A 19,985-nucleotide genomic window follows, 5' to 3' on the forward strand; every position below is an offset into this window, starting at 1 on the left:
GTTAAATTCATGATACAATTACTACATTTGCATCAAAGCAATAAAGATAAATGATTTTAAAAGGTTTAAAAGAAAAATCTAATAAAAACCATATTGATAAATGTGTTAAAAATCGAGTAATGGTTTCTAACAGTAATATTATCAAAACAGTAGGGTTTATAGTAGACGATTCTGAATTTTTAGACCTTGATTGGATTAATAAATTATCAGAAGTTTTAAAAGTAAAAAAAGAAAACTTCGAAATATTAGCTCTAACAAATCCAAAATCTAAAACAGAAAGTATTTATCCAAATACATTTTCTAGAAAAGATTTAGGTTGGAAAGGAAACGTAAAAACCGAAACTTTAAAATCATTTCTAAATAAAAAAAATGACTTGTTAATTAGTTATTATACTTCAGATAAACTTCCTTTAATTTTTGCTACAGCAACAAGTGAAGCAAAGTTTAAAGTAGGTCTTGTAGAAGAAACAAATGTTAATGATTTAGTCATAAAAACAGATATAAAAGACACGTCAACTTTTGAAAACGAGTTGGTAAAATATTTACGCATTTTAAATAAACTATAGTTATGAATAACCCTTTTTTAGGAACAGGAATTGCAATTGTGACACCATATAACCAAGATGGTTCGGTAGACCATGAAGCATTAAAAAAGATTGTAAATTTTAACGTAGAAAACGGTACAAATTACATAGTAATTAGTGGTACAACAGGAGAAAGTGTTACAATTACCAAACAAGAAAAAAAGGAGATTATAAAAACTGTAAAAGAAGCTAATGCTAACAGATTACCACTAGTTTTAGGTATTGGAGGTAACAACACAGCAGCAGTTATTGAAGAGATAAACGCAACAGATTTGTCAGATTTTGCTGGTATTTTATCAGTCTCTCCATATTACTCAAAGCCAACACAAGAAGGCATGTATCAGCATTTTAAAGCAATTGCAGAAGCTTGTCCAGTACCAATTATATTATACAATGTACCTGGTCGTACCTCAAAAAATATGGATCCAGCAACAGTTTTAAGATTAGCTAATGATTTTGAAAATATAGTAGCAGTAAAAGAAGCTGGTAATAACCTACAGCAGTATTATGAATTATTAAGAGATAAACCAGAAGATTTCTCTATAATTTCAGGCGATGACGATTTAGCTTTAGGTGTTGTTTTAGCAGGTGGAGCAGGAGTGATTTCGGTTATTGGTCAAGCATTTCCAAAGGAATTTTCAAAAATGATACAATTAGGATTAGAAGGTAAAGCAAAAGATGCTTATAATATTCACTATAAATTAATGGAAATTGTTGGTTTAATTTTCTCTGAAAACAATCCAGCAGGTATCAAAGCAGTTTTAAAAACTCTAGACTTATGCTCTGATAAAGTAAGGTTGCCTTTAGTAGAAGCATCTTCAGAATTAAAAAACAATATAGAAAGTTTTGTTTCAGCTTTTTATAAAAGTTAAATAATGCTTAAACCTATTTTAAACTATAATCTAACGATTACTTTAGCGTTTAAATTATATTTTTAAAATCCATTTAAATAGCGTATTTTTGCGCTTCGTTAAAATTTTATGAAGCATTTATTTTACATTTTAGTCGCATCTGTTTTATTAAGTTCTTGTGGTGAATTTCAAAAGGTTTTAAAATCTGAAGATACAGCTGCAAAGTTTCAGTTAGGAGAACAATTGTATAACGAAGGTAAGTATAACAAAGCCAACCGTTTATTTACTCAAATTGTGCCTTCTTACAGAGGTAAACCTCAGGCAGAAAAGTTAATGTATCTATATGCAAATACTTTTTATGAAACAGGAGAGCATTATTTAGCAGGTTATCAATTTGAAAGATTTGTAACCGCATATCCAAGAAGCGAAAAGTTAGAAGAAGCCTATTATAAAAGTGCAATTAGTTATGCAGCATTGTCACCTGTATATTCTAAAGATCAACACGAAACAAAACACGCATTAGAAAAATTGCAATTATTTGCTAATTTATACCCAAACTCTAGCTATATGCCAGAGATTAATCAAACTGTAAAAGATTTACAATACAAATTAGAGTTAAAAGCCTATAGTACTGCAAAGCAATATAATCATATAACAGATTACAAAGCTTCGATAAAATCTTTTGATAACTTTATAGTAGATTTTCCTGGGTCAAGCTTACGCGAAAAAGCATTGTTTTATAGGTTTGATTCTGCTTATCAATTAGCAATAAAAAGTATTGAAGATAAAAAACAAGAACGTTTAGAAAAAGCATTAACTTATTATAATGCTTTCAAAATATTATACGCACAGTCTGAGTTTATTGAAGATGCAGATAAAATGAACGAAGACATTATTAAACAATTAGAACAATATAGTACAAATAGCTAATATTATGGATTTAAAAAAAATCGATGCTCCCGCATCTACAGTAACGTACAACAGAAATGAAGTAGATGCTCAAACAAATAACATCTACGAAGCGATTTCTATTATATCAAGAAGAGCTGAGCAAATTAATTCTGAAATCAAAAAAGAATTAATAGAGAAGTTAGAAGAGTTTGCTACTTACAATGATAGCTTAGAAGAAATCTTTGAAAACAAAGAGCAAATTGAAGTTTCTAAATTCTACGAAAAATTACCAAAGCCACATGCTTTAGCGGTAAAAGAGTGGTTAGACGAAAAAATCTACTACCGTAATACAGAAGAAGACAACAAATAATAAACTAATGTCAATTTTAAGCGGCAAAAATATACTATTAGGCGTTAGTGCTGGTATTGCTGCATATAAAACAGCTACATTAGTTAGACAATTTATAAAAGCAGGTGCCAATGTACAAGTAGTCATGACACCTGCTTCTAAGGATTTTGTAACACCATTAACATTATCCACACTTTCTAAAAATCCAGTTTACTCTACATTTACAGACGAAGAAGACGAAAACGCTACATGGAATAATCACGTAGAGCTAGGTCTTTGGGCAGATTATTTTGTGATCGCACCAGCAACAGCAAATACATTGTCAAAAATGGCAAATGGGACTTGCGATAATTTGTTATTAGCAACCTATTTATCGGCTAAATGTAAAGTCTATTTTGCACCAGCAATGGATTTGGATATGTACAAACATCCATCTACTTTAAACTCTTTTAACCAACTACAATCCTTCGGAAATGTTATGATTCCTGCAACTTCAGGCGAATTAGCTAGCGGATTGGTAGGACAAGGTAGAATGGCAGAACCAGAAGATATTGTTTCGTTTATAGAGAAAGATATTTTAAATGGACTTCCGTTAAACGGAAAAAAAGTAATGATTACAGCAGGTCCAACTTACGAAGCTATAGATCCTGTTAGATTTATAGGTAATCATTCCTCAGGAAAAATGGGTTTCGAGATTGCTAAAGCAGCAGCAAATTTAGGCGCAGAAGTAATTTTAATTTCTGGTCCAACACATCAAAAGGTAACTCATAACTTAATTACCGTTGTACCTGTTGTAAGTGCACAGGATATGTATGAAGCGGCGCACAACTATTTTAAATCTGTTGATGTTGCTATTGCAGCAGCAGCAGTTGCAGATTACAAGCCAAAAGAAGTAGCAACTCAAAAAATAAAAAAGGAAGAATCTACGTTATCCTTAGAATTAGAAAAAACAAAAGATGTTTTAGCCTCTTTAGGGCAAATTAAAGAACAACAATTTTTAGTTGGTTTTGCTTTAGAAACCAACAATGAACTGGAGAATGCAAAAAGCAAGCTTAAAAGAAAGAATTTAGATTTAATTGTTTTAAATTCGTTACAAGACAAAGGTGCAGGTTTTAAATCAGATACCAATAAAGTAACGTTAATAGATAAAAACGAAACAATTAATACTTTTGAATTAAAATCTAAAACCGAAGTTGCTAAAGACATTTTAAACACTATAATATCAGCTTTAGATGCGTAATATTTTTATTCTTTTATTCTTAATTACTTGCAATGTTTCATTGTTTGCACAAGAGTTTAATGCCAATGTTGTTGTAAATGCACAACTAACAGGTAATGAAAATTTACAGCAATTTAAAACTCTAGAAAATCAGTTAAAAGAGTTTATCTCTAACACAAAGTGGACTAATAAAACATTTTTACCACAAGAGAGAATTAACTGTAATTTGGTTATAAATATTAACGAATATTCTGGTAATAATTACAGTGCAACATTACAAATACAGTCGTCTAGACCAGTATTTGGTTCGACTTATACAACACCTACATATAACATAAACGATAAAAATTTTTCTTTTGAGTATGTCGAGTTTCAAAACCTGATTTACAACCCAAATCAATACGTGTCTAATTTAATTTCTGTGCTATCTTTTCATGTTTACATGATTTTGGGGATGGATGCAGATTCTTTTAAGAAAAATGGAGGCGACATCTATTTTAAACAAGCTCAAAATATTAGTAACTTTTCACAACAAACAGGTTATTCTGGTTGGAAGTTAGAAGATGGATTACAAAGTAGATTTGCTTTAATAGATAATTTAATGTCTCCAACTTATAAGGAGTTTAGAGACGTAATGTACAATTACCACAGAAGAGGATTAGACCAAATGAGTACTAATTTAAAGGATGCAAAAAACGAAATAGTTTTAGCACTTTTAAATTTTAAAGAGATGAATAGAAGACGACCAAACTCTTATTTATCAAGGATATTTTTTGATGCAAAAGCAGAAGAAATTGAGCAAGTATTTTCAAGTGGTCCAAGTGTAGATATTGTAGATTTGGTAGATACACTAAATAAAGTAGCGCCAATACATTCGTCTAAATGGCGAAACATTAAGTTTTAAAGCTTACGGCTTAGATTTAGTTTTCAACTTTATTATTTTCAAATTAAAATATGCTAACTGGATTATCCATAAAAAACTACGCATTAATAGATCAATTACAGGTCAATTTTAATGACGGATTTACTATTATTACTGGTGAAACTGGTGCAGGTAAATCTATTCTTTTAGGCGGTTTATCTTTAATTTTGGGAAAACGTGCAGATCTATCTAGTTTAAGAGATACTGAAAAAAAATGCATCATAGAAGCTACTTTTGATATTTCAAACTATAATTTGAAATCTCTTTTTATAGCTGAAGATTTAGATTACGAAGCGCAAACTATAATAAGAAGAGAAATTTTACCATCAGGAAAATCTAGAGCTTTTGTTAACGATTCTCCAGTAAAATTAAATAGTCTTCAACTGTTAGGAGAAAGGTTGATAGATATACATTCTCAACACGAAACATTACAATTAACAGATGATAATTTTCAGTTTCAAGTAATTGATGCTTTAGCAGAAACTTCAGAAAACTTAGTGACTTATAAGGAGTATTTAAAAACTTATAAATCACTTCAAAAGGAGTTGAAACAACTACAACAATTTCAAGCAGAAGCTATAAAAGAACACGACTATAATTCATTTTTATTAAACGAATTAGTGTCGGCAAACCTAAAACCAGATGAGTTAACAGAACTTGAAGAAGAATTTGAAGTGTTAAGTAACGTAGAGTCTATTCAAGAAAAATTAGAATCGGTAAACCAATTATTAAGTGAAGAGCAAATTGGCGTATTGACTAATTTAAGAGAAGTAAAAAACACGATGCAAAAATTAGCATTAATCTCTGCTAATTACAAAGATTTATCAGAACGTGTTAATAGTGCTTTAATAGAATTAGATGATGTAGCAACCGAAGTTGAAGGCTTTCAAACGGAATTAGACGTTAACCCAAAACGTCTTGAAGAAGTCGAGGGAAAACTATCTGCTATCAACAATCTAATGCAAAAGCATATTGTGCAGACTATACCAGAGTTAATTGAAATTAGAGAACAATTAGCACAAAAGGTAGAAGCTACAGAAAATGTTGATAAAGACATTTTAAATAAAGAAAAAGAGATAAAAGCAGTGGTCAAGCAATTAGATAGTGAAGCTGCAATAATCACAAAAAAACGTAATGAAGCTATACCAAAATTAATTATTCAATTAGAAGAGATTTTATCACAATTAGGTATGCCAAATGCCCAGTTTAAAATTACTTTAAACAAAAGCGAAATCTTTTTATTTAATGGTAAAGACGAATTAGATTTCTTATTTTCAGCAAATAAAGGCGGACAATTTAATACGCTTAAAAAAGCAGCTTCTGGTGGTGAATTGTCAAGAATTATGTTAGCGATTAAATCAATACTTTCAAAATATATAAAACTACCAAGTATAATTTTTGATGAAATTGATACAGGTGTATCTGGAGAAATCTCTAATAAAATGGCAGATATTATGTCACAAATGAGTCAGAAAATGCAGGTGTTTAGCATAACACACCTACCTCAGATTGCTGCAAAAGGGAATACACACTTTAAGGTGTATAAAGAAGATGTAAATAATGTAACCACATCTAATTTAATACAATTAGATTATGATGAGCGTGTAGTAGAGCTTGCGCAAATGCTTGGAGGTGCTACGTTATCAGATTCGGCAATAGCACACGCTAAACAATTATTAAATTAAGTTTATGAAACAAAGTATTATCTATATAATCTTTTGTAGTTTTATTTTAATTGTATTGAGTAGTTGCAGTGATGATCCTTGTGATGTAGCGCATACAATTATAGATGGAGAGTGTATACCAGATTATATTTTTCCGGATAATCAGAATCTTAAGTCAGGCGACCAATTTTACCACAACCAATATGGAGTTATTACCTATAAAGAAGGTCTTTGGTTTGACAATAAAGGAATTCTTATTGCAGAATTGAACATTAAAAAGCAGTAATACATTTAAAGTTTTATTAATTTTGGACCTAATATTGATAAAACCAAAAAGGTAATCAAATACGAACTAGATTATAAATATTCAAAAAAGTAGTAATATGTCATTCAATTTATTAAAAGGAAAAAAAGGAATCATATTTGGAGCATTGGATCCAAATTCAATAGCTTGGAAAACAGCAGAAAGAGTACATGAAGAAGGCGGAGAGTTTGTTCTAACAAATGCGCCAATAGCAATGCGTATGGGACAAATAGATGAGTTAGCAAGTAAAACAGGTTCTCATATTATACCTGCAGACGCAACATCTTTAGAAGATTTAGAAAACTTAGTAGAAAAATCTATGGAACTTTTAGGAGGAAAAATAGATTTTGTACTTCACTCTATAGGAATGTCTGTTAACGTACGTAAAGGACGTGCTTACACAGATCAAAATTATGATTGGACACAAAAAGGAACAGATGTATCTGCAATGTCTTTTCATAAAACAATGCAAACATTATATAAGAAGGATGCAATGAACGAATGGGGAAGTATTGTAGCTTTAACTTATATGGCTGCACAACGCGTATTTCCAGATTATAATGATATGGCAGATAATAAAGCCTATTTAGAGAGTATAGCACGTAGCTTTGGTTATTTCTTTGGTAGAGATAAAAAAGTAAGAGTAAATACAATATCTCAATCACCAACACCAACAACAGCAGGTCAAGGTGTAAAAGGATTTGATGGATTTATTTCTTATGCAGAAAAAATGTCTCCTTTAGGTAATGCAACAGCTATAGATTGTGCTAACTATACAATTACGTTGTTTAGTGACTTAACAAAAAGAGTAACCTTACAAAACTTATATAACGATGGAGGATTTAGTAATATGGGAGTAAGTGATGCGGTAATGGAAGCTTTTGTAGATAAAGAGCAATAAAAACCTTAAAATAATATAAATACTTTAAACGTCTTACTTCGGTAAGACGTTTTTTTTGAATGAATATGCTGAAAATTTAAACAATTATCATTTCACCCTTTTTATATGTTTTTTAACGATTTGTTTACGTAGTGTTAAAATCATTAACAATAAATTAATACTTTTAGAAAGTAAATTAAAATTTAACTAAACTTATAATTAATATGAAAAAAATTACTTTATTGTTTTTCGCTGTAATTGCATTCGCATTTAGTTTTCAAACTCATGCACAATGTAATTACACTTTAGAAATGAATGATTCCTACGGAGATGGTTGGAATGGAAATACCATGGATGTTCTAGTAAATGGAACAGCTGTATTGTCAGGAGTAACCTTATCAGGTGGAGCTCAAGGAACAATGACTTTTACAGTAAATGACGGTGACGATGTTACTACCAACTGGATTGGTGGAGGTTCTTATGCTTATGAGACGTCTTACAGAATTTTAGATTTCTCCGGTACTGAGGTTGGAACAGGAGCTCAAACTAGTATTACAACTGGTACTATTACTGCTTCATGTCCTACATGTACACCAACAGTGGTAGATAGTTCAACCGTAGTGGACGACTGTGGTAACAGTCAGTTCTCGGTAGATGTGGTTGTTTCTACAGTTGGAGATGGAACGAACATAACTGATGGTTTGGGAGGTTCTTTCCCTGTTGTGGCAGGAACAGTAACAGCTGGGCCTTATACAAATGGTGATACAGTAACATTAACTGTAGAACATTCAGATCCAGCTTGTAATTTTTCTTTAGGAGATTTTGAAACAGGTTGTACACTTCCTGGAGAAGTTTGCGAGAACTCAATTGTTGTTGGATCACTTCCTTACTCAACAACAGATGATACTTCTAATTACGGTGATGACTATAGTTCTGCAGACGATGCTTGTTCTTCATCCTCTTATCTTAATGGAGATGATGTAGTGTATAGTTTTACTCCAGCAACAGATATGTCAGTAAATATGACAACATCTGGGACAGGTACATGGGTTGGTTTATTTGTATATGAACAATGCCCATTTGTAACTTGTGTTGATTCAGATACTCAAAGTGGTGGAAACCCAAGCCTTCCTGAGGTTAGCTTAGTTGCAGGAACAACTTATTATATTGTAATTTCTACTTGGCCAGCACCTCAAAACACAGCATATACTTTAGATATTACAGAAAATACTTGTACAGCTGTTACAGCAGATTTTTATCCGGTTAACGATTGCGACACAAGTGGTGGTTTTTATGTAGAAGTAGATGTTACAGATATGGGAAGTGCTACTGCTTTAACAGTATCTGACGATCAAGGAAATCCGTCTCAACCACTTCCAGCTATTGGTACTTTACAATTTGGCCCTTACGTTAATGGAACAGATGTGGTAATTACTATCGACGATGATAATGATGATGATTCTTGTACAGTTACCAGTTCAGCAATTACTCAATCCGTTTGTCCTCCTGCAAATGATGAATGTCTAGGAGCTATTGAGTTAACAGTTGAAGGAGAAATAGCAGATTTACCTTCTGCAACTCAAATTCCAGGAACAATTGCAGGAGCAACAGATTCAGGTGTTACAGCTTCTGTAGGTACGGCTAATGATGATGTATGGTATAGCTTTACAGCAACAGCAACAGATATAAATATTGATGTGACTGATGATTTTGATGGTGTTGTACAATTGTTTTCAGGTGCTTGTGGAACTCTTACATCTATAGAGAGTGATGACTATGATGGACCTAGTTCTAACCCTTCGATTAGTCGCACTGATTTTGTTGTAGGAGAAACTTATTATGTAAGAGTATATTACTATTTCTCAGGTACTCCAACTTCATCAGATTTTACTATAGCTTTATGGACGCCTGCAACTTTATCAATTCAAGATTTTGATAAAGAAGCAGCATTTACTTACTATCCAAACCCAGTAAACAATAACTTAACATTATCTGCTCAAAAAGAGATAAACAATGTTTCTGTTTACAATATGGTTGGACAAGAAGTGTACAGAAGTACTCCAAACACAATGACAGATGTTGTTGATATGTCTAGTTTACAAGCAGGAGCTTACTTTGTTAAAGTAACTGTTGGAAATGCAACTAAGACAGTAAAAGTTATTAAAAACTAACTTTTAGATTTTATATTAAAAGAGCCACCTTTTTAGGTGGCTTTTTTTATGGGTTTAACTTACTTTTGTTATATGAAATTAGAGTTTTCATTTATAATTCCAGTTTATAATCGTCCAAATGAAATAGAAGAACTGCTACAAAGTTTTTCTAAATTAAAAGGAGATATTCCTTTTGAGGTTGTTATTATTGAAGATGGTTCTACTTTAACCTCAAAAGAGGTAATTAGTAAGTATCAGTCAATTTTAGATATTTCATATTTTTTTAAACCAAATTCTGGTCCTGGAGATTCTAGAAATTACGGGATGAAAAAAGCAAAAGGTAATTACTTTATTATATTAGATAGCGATTGCCTTTTACCATCAAATTACTTAATTGAAGTAAAAAATAGTTTAGATAACGATTATGTAGATTGTTTTGGTGGTCCAGATGCAGCACATAAAAGTTTTACATCACTTCAAAAAGCAATAGATTTTAGTATGACTTCTGTAATTACTACAGGAGGAATTAGAGGAAATAAAAATGCTGTAGACAAGTTTCAACCAAGAAGTTTTAATATGGGATTATCAAAAAGAGCTTTTTTAGATACTAATGGTTTTGGAAACATTCATCCTGGTGAAGATCCTGATTTATCCATTAGATTATGGAACTTGGGTTATAAAACCAAACTTATACCAGAAGCATTTGTCTATCATAAGCGTCGTATATCTTGGTCTAAATTTTATAAACAAGTATATAAGTTTGGGTCGGTAAGACCAATTTTAAATTTATGGCATCCTTCAACAAAAAAAATCACCTATTGGTTTCCTAGTGTGTTTATTATAGGTTTATTATTTTCAATAGTGTTAGCTATATTAAACGTTTATTTACCAATATTAGCTTATGTTTTATATTTTAGTGTTGCTTTTATTTTAGCTATTTTAAAGACAAAAAACTTAATGGTTGCTATTAAAAGTGTATTAGCAATTATAATTCAGTTTTTTGGTTATGGATATGGTTTTTTAAAGTCAACTATAATATTATCTTTAAGTAGTAAAAAGCCAGAAGATCTATTTCCTAGTTTATTTTTTAAACCATAAATGAGTCCAATAAAAAATAAAATATCACAATTATTTAAAAGTAAAAAACTTAATGTTTTTGTGCTTTTTTTTATTGTTTCTTTGACCATTTTAATATTATCAAAATTATCACAAAATTATCAAGGTACTTTAGTTTTAAAAGTAAAGCCTACCAATGTTAAAGAAACTCAAGTTATTTTAAACGATACATCTAATCAATTAAAAGTTACTTTAGATACTTATGGATTTAAATGGTTAAGGTATGCGATTAATAAACCAACAGTTGAAGTAGATTTAGAATCTGATGTAATTTTAAAAGATTCAACTTTAATTTGGACAGAAAAAAAAGGATTTTCAAATATTAGCAAGCAATTTGGTAAAAATGTCAAGGTTGTAAACGTAAATCCAGATAGTTTAATATTTAGATACGGTGTTAACCAAATAAAAAAGATTCCTGTAAAAACAGATTTTAATATAACTTATGCGCAAGGTTTTAACACTTTAGATAACGTTAAAGTTTATCCAGATTCTATTAAAATAATTGGTCCAGCTAGTTTGTTAAAAGATATAAACTACGTAAAAACTAAACATAAAGATTTTAAAGATTTAAAATCAAATGTCAATACAATAGTAGATTTGGTTATAGATAGTATTAGTGATGATGTTAAAATAGAAGCTAATAAAGTTCAGTTTAAAATAGAGGTTTCAAAGTTTACAGAAGGTGTTGTTACATTACCTATATCAATAATTAATGTTCCAGATCATATAAAAATCAATTACTTTCCTAAACAATTAACAGTTAAATACGCTACAACAATCGATAATTTTAATTCAATTTCTGAAGAAGATTTTAAAATAGAATGTGATTACAAAAACTCAAAAAATAAATCATATTTAATACCCAAAATTGTTACTAAACCAAATAACATAAAAAATGTTAGGCTACAAGAGCAACAAATAGAATTTATCATAACCCAACAATGAAAACTTTAGTAGGATTAACTGGCGGAATAGGAAGTGGTAAAACCACAATAGCTAATTTTTTTAAAGAGTTAGGTGTGCCAATTTATATTGCAGATACAGAAGCAAAAGCGCTTATGAATCGGTCTAAAGTAATTAAAAGAAAATTAATAGCTCTGTTTGGTGATAATGCTTATCAAAACGGAAAATTAAATCGTGACTTTTTATCAAAACAAATCTTTAACAATAAAGATTTATTACAAAAAATGAATGCTATTGTCCATCCAAAAGTAGCTAGTCACTTTAAAAGATGGGTAAAAAAACAAGAAGCGCCTTATGTAATTAGTGAAGCAGCAATCCTTTTTGAAAACGGTAGCTATAAAAAATATGACTACATAATAACGGTTACAGCACCAGAAGAAGTTAGACTAAAAAGAGTCATGTCTAGAGATAGTGCGTCAAAAGAAAAAGTAAAATCTGTGATGAATAACCAATGGAAAGATGAAGAAAAAATTAAGCTTTCAGATTATGTAATTCAAAATATAAATCTAGAAGAAGCTAAAGCCCAAGTACTACAAATACATCAAAATCTGTTAGAAAAACTACAAAAAGACTAAATTTTAACATTTTTGTTAATGTAAGGTTAAAAGCAAGGAAGGGTAAATGTTAAAATCTTAATTTTGGGTGATGAACAAAAGAGTTTTTCTTGCTTTAGTTGTCTTAATGAGCCTGTCCTTGATAGGGATAATATTAGTACAGGCTTACTATATCAACAATTCTCTTAGAAACACAGAAGAGCAATTTAATTTTAATGTAAAAAAAGCTTTAAGTTATGTTTCTAAAACAATAGAAGATCAAGAGTACAATAAACATCTTTTTTGGGTTACAAAATCTATACAAGAAAGCGGAACAAAAGCAGATACAACTGCAATTTTAAACTTTTATGTAGAGCAAAAAAATAGAGATAATAACGAAACCCTAATTTACAGAAACGGTATTTTAGAAGAAAATTTTAAACTATCGTCTGCGCTCTTTGACATAGGTTTAGATAGTATAAACGTAAAAAGAATACTAAGCGAAAAAGAAACTAAAGTAGTAGATAATAATTTAGTTGAAGGTGGTACAAGCCTAACAGCTCTTTTATCAGAAATTAGTACAAAAGAATATGCAGAAGTCTTCTCTAAAAACTCTTACGAAGAGTTTGCATATAGAAGACCAATACACAAGCGTGTTACAGTAGACGAAATTAATAGACTTCTTAGTTTAAAACTATTAGAAGACGATATAGATATAGATTACGAATTTGCAATTTACAGTAACGAATTAGCAACAAAAGTAAAAACAGAAGATTTTGAAAAAAATGAAGGCGCTACCTTTAGTGTACCAATATTTGTAAACAAAAATGATAAAAACAACTATAGACTACTAGTTAATTTCCCTGATCGTAAAGAGTTTATTCTTTCTTCAATTATGACTATGCTAATATTATCAATAGTATTTACATCGGTAATTATCTTAGCATACTCAAGTGCACTTTATCAATTAATTAAACAACGTCAAATCTCACAAATAAAAACAGACTTTATTAATAACATGACGCACGAATTTAAAACGCCAATAGCAACAATTAATTTGGCATTAGATTCTATAAAAAACCCTAAAATATTAGAAGATAAAGATAAAGTGTTACGTTATTTAGGAATGATACGTGAAGAAAATAAACGTATGCACGCACAAGTAGAAAACGTTTTAAGAATATCTAAACTTGAAAAAAATGAACTAAACATAAGTAAAGAGCGAGTAGATCTGCATGAATTAGTCGAAGAAGCAATAATGCACGTAGAGCTAATAATTGAAGATAGAGGCGGAGAGATAACCGTTAATCTAAATGCAGACAAAACCTCTGTTTTAGCAAACGACTCTCACTTTACAAATGTATTAGTAAATATTCTGGATAATGCCATTAAGTATTCTCCAGAAGCACCAAAAATAATAGTAACAACAGAAGTTGTAGGTAATAATATTTTAGTGCACGTAAAAGACCACGGAAGTGGTATGAGCAAATCAGCACAAAAACGTGTGTTCGAAAAATTTTATAGAGAACACACCGGAGATATACATAATGTAAAAGGACATGGGTTAGGTTTAGCCTATGTAAAAAGAATAATAGAAGACCATCAAGGTCATATATCGGTAGAAAGTGAAAAAGACAAAGGAAGTACGTTTACAATCAAACTTCCGTTAATATCATAAAAACTATGGAAGAAGTACAAAAAAGAATACTATTAGTAGAAGACGATCCAAATTTTGGAACTGTCCTTAAAGATTATTTAACTATGAATGATTACGAAGTAACACATGCCAAAAACGGTATGGAAGGCTTCGAAAAATTTAAAAGAGGTGATTTTGATTTATGTATCTTAGATGTCATGATGCCTTATAAGGATGGTTTTACTTTAGCTAAAGAAATTAGAGAAAAAAACGAAGATATTCCAATTGTTTTCCTTACAGCAAAAGCAATGAAAGAAGACGTGCTTAAAGGATATAAAGTAGGAGCAGACGATTACTTAAATAAACCTTTTGATAGCGAAGTACTTTTAATGAAAATTAAAGCTATCATGCAACGTAAAGCAACAGACTCTTTAGCAGATAGTAAACAATTTGAATTTACGATTGGAGATTTTCATTTAAACTCTAAATTAAGATTTCTTACGTTTAAAGAAGACGAGCCAATTAAGCTATCGCCAAAAGAAAACGAATTACTACGTTTATTAGCATTACATGAGAATGATTTAATGCCTCGTGAACTTGCTTTAACAAAAATTTGGAGAGATGATAACTATTTTACATCTAGAAGTATGGATGTTTATATAGCAAAACTTAGAAAATATTTAAAAGTAGATCCTAATGTTGAAATTTTAAATATTCACGGAGAAGGATTTAGATTAGTAGTTAATAAAGACTAGTTTTAGTTTAATTTACAATAAAAAAGGTCAGCTAATTATTAGCTGACCTTTTTTTTTACTACATAGTATTTTTTATGGACGTTATAATTTTTTCTAAAGGAGCTAAATAGTCAAACCAAAGTGTGTCGTTGTTTCTTTTAAACCAGGTTAATTGTCGTTTAGCAAATCTTCGGCTATTTTTTTTAATTTCAGAAATGGCAAAATCTAAAGTCCATTTTTCATCTAAATAATTAAAAATTTCTTTGTAACCAACCGTATTTAATGCATTTAAATGTTTATGTTCAACTAAAGATTTAACTTCATCAATTAAACCATTTTCAACCATAATATCTACACGCTTATTAATACGATTGTAAATAATCTCTCTATCTGCTGTTAGACCAATTGTAATTGTTTTAAATGGTCTTTTGTTTTTTTCTTTATTTAAAAACGAAGAATATGGTTTGTTTGTTCCTATACAAATTTCTAAAGCACGAATAACACGATGTGGATTATCAATAGCAATTGTATTATAAGCAACTATATCTAAATTTTTAAGCTGAAGCTGAAGCGCTTCCAAACCTTCCTTTTTAAGTGTATAATTAAGTTGTTCTCTAATTTTTGGATCTACATCAGGAAAATAGTCTAACCCTTTTGTCACAGCATCTACATACAAACCTGAGCCGCCAACCATAATTACTATATCATGCTTTTGATGTAGCTCTTCAATTTTTTTTAGCGCTTCTTTTTCAAAAGCACCAACATTGTAATCTTCTGTAATGGATTTATGATGAATAAAATGATGCGGAGCAGCAGCTAATTCTTCTTCTGTTGGAGCAGCAGTACCAATACTCATTTCTTTAAAAAACTGTCTAGAATCTGCCGAAATAATTTCAGTCTTAAAATAATTTGCCAGTTTTATACTAAGCGCTGTTTTGCCAATTGCTGTAGGACCAACAACAGAAATTAAATATTTTTTATTGTTCAAAATTAATGAAGGTTATTACCGCAGGTTTTACAAAAATTAGCATCGTTATCATGGTCTGTTTCAAGACAATTACTGCAAATTTGTGTGTTTGTTCTTATTTGTTTTACTGTTGGTTTTTTTATGGTTTGCGTGTTCTCTTTATAATTTTTAGAATATTCTACAGATACAATTCCTGTAGGAATAGCGATAACACCATAACCAATAATCATTATTATTGAAGAAATTAATTGACCTAATGCTGTAGCAGGAGCAATATCGCCATAACCTACAGTTGTAAGTGTAACTATTGCCCAGTATACGCTTCTTGGTATGCTTGTAAAGCCGCTATCTTGACCACTTTCTACTATGTACATTACAGCGCCTAGAATAACACAAACTATAAGCACAAAAAATACAAATACAGCTATTTTTGCACGACTTGCTCTAAGCGCTTTAATAAGGTTATTAGACTCACCAACATATCGTGCTAATTTTAAAATTCTAAATACGCGCATTAATCGTAATGCTCTAAAGGCTATTAAAGAGTGCGATCCGAGTATAAAAAAGGATAAATATTTAGGAATTGTAGATAATAAATCTATGACTCCGTAAAAACTAAAAATGTATTTTTTAGGCTGAGTTACTACAGCTATACGTGCAATATATTCTATAGTAAAAAGTATGGTTATGACCCATTCTGCTGCATTTAAAAAATCGATATATTTTGCAGCAAACTCTTCTACACTTTCAAGCATAACTAAAATTATACTTGTAATTATTAGAAGTAGTAAAATAATGTCAAACAATTTTCCGGCAGGTGTATCTGCTTCATAAATAATTTCATGAAGTTTCTCTTTCCAGTTATTTTGTTTGTTGGCTTTCATATAATTAAAAGTACAATTAAAATTATAATTGAATGATTTTTAGACGCTTATTACGTCTTAAATAGCTTTGTATGATATGTTGTTGATCTCTATTATTTTCCATTGGTGTGATAATAGATTCCAAAATTTCTAAATTATTAATTTGATAATTTAGACTGTAAAAACCAAACCCTTTAAAAATGCCATTTTTAATTAAAATAGCACTACGCTCGTCAACATCACGACCTCGATCTATAATCACCATATTTTGTTGGTCGTAACTATGTTTTTTTAATAATTGATTAACGCGATTATTGTAGTCTTCTGCTGATTCTTGTTGTATACAAGCACCTTCACATTTTTTTAATTCGTAGTTAAAACAGCTTGTATTAGTTTTATAAATACCTGTAAGTTTTTGGCAAAGATTATAATCTTCTATAGCTTTTTCTAAAAAGTGTTTACCGCTTTGTCTGTTGCTAAACGTTGTAATATTAGCTTTGTCTTTATAGGCTTTATCAATGGTTAGATTTATATAACCTTTATGGTCTGTAAAACTGTAAAGTGCATGTGTAAAAATATTACGTCTTAACGCTCTATTAAAAGCAGGTTTTGTTTTTTTAATTTCTTCACTTTCTTTTAAAAGCGCAACTAATTCGCTTCCTGTTTTTTCAAAAGTAACTGCAGCGACTAAACTTTGAATTTTTTTTGACTTTGGATTTGTACCAGTAAAATGTTGATTAACGCGGTTTTTGATGTTTTTACTTTTACCAATGTAAATAATTTCTCCGTCCGATTTATGAATGTAATACACGCCAGTTTCACTAGGTAAATCTTGTACTATATCTATTAACCTTGGTTCCATTTGAAATTTAGGCTCTTTTCTAACGGACTCTTGTATAATGTTTTTATTAGTGTCTTTATCTAATAATAGCTGAAATAATTTAACCGTCGCTTTTGCATCTCCTGCTGCACGATGCCTATCGCTTACAGGTATTCCTAAAGCGCGAACAAGTTTACCTAAACTATAGCTTTTTTGGTCTGGAATTAAATCTTTAGAAAGCTCTACAGTGCATAAGGTTTCACGTTCGTAATCAAAACCTAATCGTTTAAATTCTGTACGAAGTATGCGATAATCAAATTTCGCATTGTGAGCTACTAATATGGTATTTTCGGTAATTTCTACGATACGTTTAGCAACTTCATAAAACTTAGGTGCATTTTTAAGCATATTACTATTAATCCCTGTAAGATTAACCACAAAAGGTTGAATCTCTCTTTCGGGATTGACTAAACTTATAAATTGATCTACAACTTTATGCCCATCAAATTTATAAATAGCAATTTCGGTAATACCTTCTTCATTGTATTTACCGCCTGTAGTTTCTATGTCGACTATCGTATAAATAGAAATATATCTTTTAATTATTATAATTTCTTTCGCCAAAAATACTACTTCCAACGCGAACCATTGTACTACCGCATTCTATAGCTAATTTATAATCGCCACTCATGCCCATGCTAATAGTTTGCAAGTTGCAATTTGAAGTTTGTATTGTTTTTAAATCTTCAAAAGCAGATTTTAAGCGTAAAAACTCTTCTTTTATTTGGTCTTTATTATCTGTAAATGTTGCCATTCCCATAAGACCAACGATGTTTATGTTTTTTAATTCTGAAACGGTTTCAGAAAGCAATAATTCTTCAGCATCTTTAATGCGCATCCCAAACTTACTATCTTCTTCAGCAATTTTAATTTGAAGCAAACAGTTAATTATCCTATCGTGTTTTAAGGCTTGTTTGTTTATTTCTTTTAGTAGTTTAAGACTATCTACACCATGAATTAAATCTACAAACTCTGCCATATATTTTACCTTATTACGCTGTACATGACCAATCATATGCCATTTGATATCTTTTGGCATTTCCTGATACTTATCTGCCATTTCTTGAATTTTGTTTTCTCCAAAAATGCGTTGTCCAGTGTTGTAAGCTTCCATTAGATCGCTTACAGGTTTTGTTTTAGATACAGCTACAAGTGTAACATGATCTGGTAATGTTTGTTTTATAGTATCTAAGTTTTGTTTTATGCTCATAGATTAAATTGAATTAAAACTCATAAATAGTAACGCCACTTCTTAATTTAGGTTCTATATATGTGCTTTTTGGTGGCATTGTTAGATTTTGGTCTGCGATAAGTTTCATTTGCTCAATGGTTGCAGGAATCATACCAAATCCAACTTTAAAAGTGTTACTATCTACCATACTTTTTAAATTAACAATGTCTTTTTTACCGCTTAAATACATAATGCGATTATCGTTTCTTAAATCTGTAATGCCTAAAATTGGTTCTAAGATAGTTTTGTATAGTATTTGCGCATCTAATTGATCTAAAGCGGTATTAAAAATATAATTAGATTTTCTTAAATACAACGAATAAAACTCGCCATCTAAATACATACTAAAATGATGTTGTTTAGAAGGTTGATAAGGCATAATACCTCTGTTTTCTATTCTAAACATCGTATCTAGTTGAATTAAAAATTCTTCTTTAGATAATCCGTTTAAATCTTTAACCAAGCGATTAAATTGATTAATTTTTAATTCTTCTTCACAGATTAAATAACTCATAAAATAATTATAAGTTTCGTTTCCTGTATGTTGTAGATTGTTAGATTTTAAATCTTCACAAAGTAACTTTGAAGACGAAGATCTATGATGTCCATCTGCAATATATAATGTTTTTATTTTGCTAAACGCATCGCTAATAGCGTTTATATCTTCGGGATTATCAATTAACCAAAGGTAATGCGTATCGCGGTAAGTTGTAGTAAACTCAAACTCTGCACGTTCCTTTTGTTTTTCCTTAATAATCGCACTAATAGTATTATTTTTAGGATAGGTAAGTAGTACAGGCTCTGCATTAAACCCTACTGTTTTTAAATAATCTTTAAAAATAACTTCTCTAGACGCAATGGTATCTTCGTGTTTTTTTATAACGTTGTTGTTATAATCTTCAACACTTGCAGCTGCAACAATACCATTAAACTCTTGATTATCTCTATCTACAATTTTGTAAATGTAATAACAAGGTGATTGATCTTGAATAAAAATACCATCTTCTTTAAACTCTAAATACCTGTTTTTTACAAGATTGTATCTAGCTTCTCCAGAAATTTCTTTATCATATTTATAACCAGGATTAACAATATGTAAAAAAGAAAACGGATTATAATCTAGTCTTGCTTCACGTTCGGCTTGCGTATAGCTTTGGTACGATCTTGAAGCAACTAGACTTACTTTGTCTCTTGTTGGTCTTACAGCTTTAAATGGTAAAATTTTACTCATAAACAAAAACAAAATAA

Annotated in this window: 20 protein-coding genes; 15 read left to right on the plus strand and 5 right to left on the minus strand. The window is 30.3% G+C overall.

Annotation, left to right across the window (positions count from 1 at the left end; translation table 11 throughout):
- Positions 1-50: 50 nt before the first annotated feature.
- The 15 genes from WA340_RS09555 (at position 51) to WA340_RS09625 (ending at position 14,817) form a co-directional block, all read left to right on the plus strand.
- The gene (locus WA340_RS09555) at positions 51-566 is read left to right on the plus strand and encodes a DUF6913 domain-containing protein (RefSeq protein WP_336128733.1); all 516 of its coding nucleotides are present in this window, start codon (positions 51-53) and stop codon (positions 564-566) included.
- Positions 567-568: 2 nt separating this feature from the next.
- Entirely contained in the window at positions 569-1,456 is an 888-nt protein-coding gene (gene dapA / locus WA340_RS09560) for a 4-hydroxy-tetrahydrodipicolinate synthase (RefSeq protein WP_336128734.1), read from the plus strand.
- Between the two features lie 108 nt (positions 1,457-1,564).
- Positions 1,565-2,365 (plus strand): outer membrane protein assembly factor BamD, encoded by an 801-nt coding sequence (locus tag WA340_RS09565; protein WP_336128735.1) that lies wholly within the window; start codon positions 1,565-1,567, stop codon positions 2,363-2,365.
- Positions 2,366-2,369: 4 nt separating this feature from the next.
- Positions 2,370-2,696 (plus strand): DNA-directed RNA polymerase subunit omega, encoded by a 327-nt coding sequence (locus WA340_RS09570; RefSeq protein WP_027878752.1) that lies wholly within the window; start codon positions 2,370-2,372, stop codon positions 2,694-2,696.
- A gap of 7 nt (positions 2,697-2,703) precedes the next feature.
- Complete coding sequence (gene coaBC / locus WA340_RS09575; protein WP_336128737.1) at positions 2,704-3,915, plus strand: bifunctional phosphopantothenoylcysteine decarboxylase/phosphopantothenate--cysteine ligase CoaBC; 1,212 nt, start codon at positions 2,704-2,706, stop codon at positions 3,913-3,915.
- Positions 3,908-4,798 (plus strand): type IX secretion system protein PorD, encoded by an 891-nt coding sequence (porD, locus tag WA340_RS09580; RefSeq protein ID WP_336128739.1) that lies wholly within the window; start codon positions 3,908-3,910, stop codon positions 4,796-4,798. Before coaBC ends, porD begins: the two co-directional genes overlap by 8 nt.
- Positions 4,799-4,848: 50 nt before the next feature.
- Positions 4,849-6,501: a DNA repair protein RecN gene (gene recN / locus WA340_RS09585; RefSeq protein WP_336128741.1), complete on the plus strand. Its 1,653-nt coding sequence runs from the start codon at positions 4,849-4,851 to the stop codon at positions 6,499-6,501.
- A 4-nt stretch (positions 6,502-6,505) separates the two neighbouring features.
- Complete coding sequence (locus WA340_RS09590) at positions 6,506-6,766, plus strand: hypothetical protein (RefSeq protein WP_304144668.1); 261 nt, start codon at positions 6,506-6,508, stop codon at positions 6,764-6,766.
- Positions 6,767-6,863: 97 nt separating this feature from the next.
- Entirely contained in the window at positions 6,864-7,685 is an 822-nt protein-coding gene (locus WA340_RS09595) for an enoyl-ACP reductase FabI (protein WP_027878756.1), read from the plus strand.
- A gap of 203 nt (positions 7,686-7,888) precedes the next feature.
- Positions 7,889-9,835, plus strand: coding sequence for a T9SS type A sorting domain-containing protein (locus WA340_RS09600; RefSeq protein ID WP_336128744.1), 1,947 nt, complete (start codon positions 7,889-7,891; stop codon positions 9,833-9,835).
- Between the two features lie 72 nt (positions 9,836-9,907).
- On the plus strand, positions 9,908-10,912 hold the full coding sequence (locus WA340_RS09605) for a glycosyltransferase (RefSeq protein ID WP_336128746.1): 1,005 nt from the start codon (positions 9,908-9,910) through the stop codon (positions 10,910-10,912).
- On the plus strand, positions 10,913-11,875 hold the full coding sequence (locus WA340_RS09610) for a YbbR-like domain-containing protein (protein WP_336128748.1): 963 nt from the start codon (positions 10,913-10,915) through the stop codon (positions 11,873-11,875).
- Positions 11,872-12,468, plus strand: coding sequence for a dephospho-CoA kinase (gene coaE / locus WA340_RS09615; RefSeq protein ID WP_336128749.1), 597 nt, complete (start codon positions 11,872-11,874; stop codon positions 12,466-12,468). Before WA340_RS09610 ends, coaE begins: the two co-directional genes overlap by 4 nt.
- Positions 12,469-12,538: 70 nt before the next feature.
- Entirely contained in the window at positions 12,539-14,104 is a 1,566-nt protein-coding gene (locus WA340_RS09620) for a sensor histidine kinase (protein WP_336128750.1), read from the plus strand.
- 5 nt (positions 14,105-14,109) lie between these two features.
- Positions 14,110-14,817, plus strand: a complete 708-nt coding sequence (locus WA340_RS09625) for a response regulator transcription factor (protein WP_027878762.1) — start codon at positions 14,110-14,112, stop codon at positions 14,815-14,817.
- Between the two features lie 58 nt (positions 14,818-14,875).
- Here the strand turns inward: WA340_RS09625 and miaA are convergent, their stop codons facing one another.
- From miaA to WA340_RS09650, 5 genes are read right to left on the minus strand one after another with little or no spacing between them, the layout of a single operon-like run.
- The gene (miaA, locus tag WA340_RS09630) at positions 14,876-15,784 is read right to left on the minus strand and encodes a tRNA (adenosine(37)-N6)-dimethylallyltransferase MiaA (RefSeq protein ID WP_442920771.1); all 909 of its coding nucleotides are present in this window, start codon (positions 15,782-15,784) and stop codon (positions 14,876-14,878) included.
- 2 nt (positions 15,785-15,786) lie between these two features.
- Complete coding sequence (locus WA340_RS09635; protein WP_336128751.1) at positions 15,787-16,647, minus strand: ion transporter; 861 nt, start codon at positions 16,645-16,647, stop codon at positions 15,787-15,789.
- 22 nt (positions 16,648-16,669) lie between these two features.
- Complete coding sequence (locus WA340_RS09640) at positions 16,670-18,031, minus strand: exonuclease domain-containing protein (protein ID WP_336129224.1); 1,362 nt, start codon at positions 18,029-18,031, stop codon at positions 16,670-16,672.
- Between the two features lie 13 nt (positions 18,032-18,044).
- Positions 18,045-18,716, minus strand: coding sequence for a YggS family pyridoxal phosphate-dependent enzyme (locus tag WA340_RS09645; RefSeq protein ID WP_336128752.1), 672 nt, complete (start codon positions 18,714-18,716; stop codon positions 18,045-18,047).
- A gap of 13 nt (positions 18,717-18,729) precedes the next feature.
- On the minus strand, positions 18,730-19,968 hold the full coding sequence (locus WA340_RS09650) for a DUF1015 domain-containing protein (protein ID WP_336128753.1): 1,239 nt from the start codon (positions 19,966-19,968) through the stop codon (positions 18,730-18,732).
- Positions 19,969-19,985 lie beyond the last annotated feature (17 nt).

The organism is Mesoflavibacter sp. CH_XMU1422-2 (assembly GCF_037029245.1).
In the GTDB taxonomy this organism is placed as follows: Bacteria; Bacteroidota; Bacteroidia; order Flavobacteriales; family Flavobacteriaceae; genus Mesoflavibacter; species Mesoflavibacter zeaxanthinifaciens.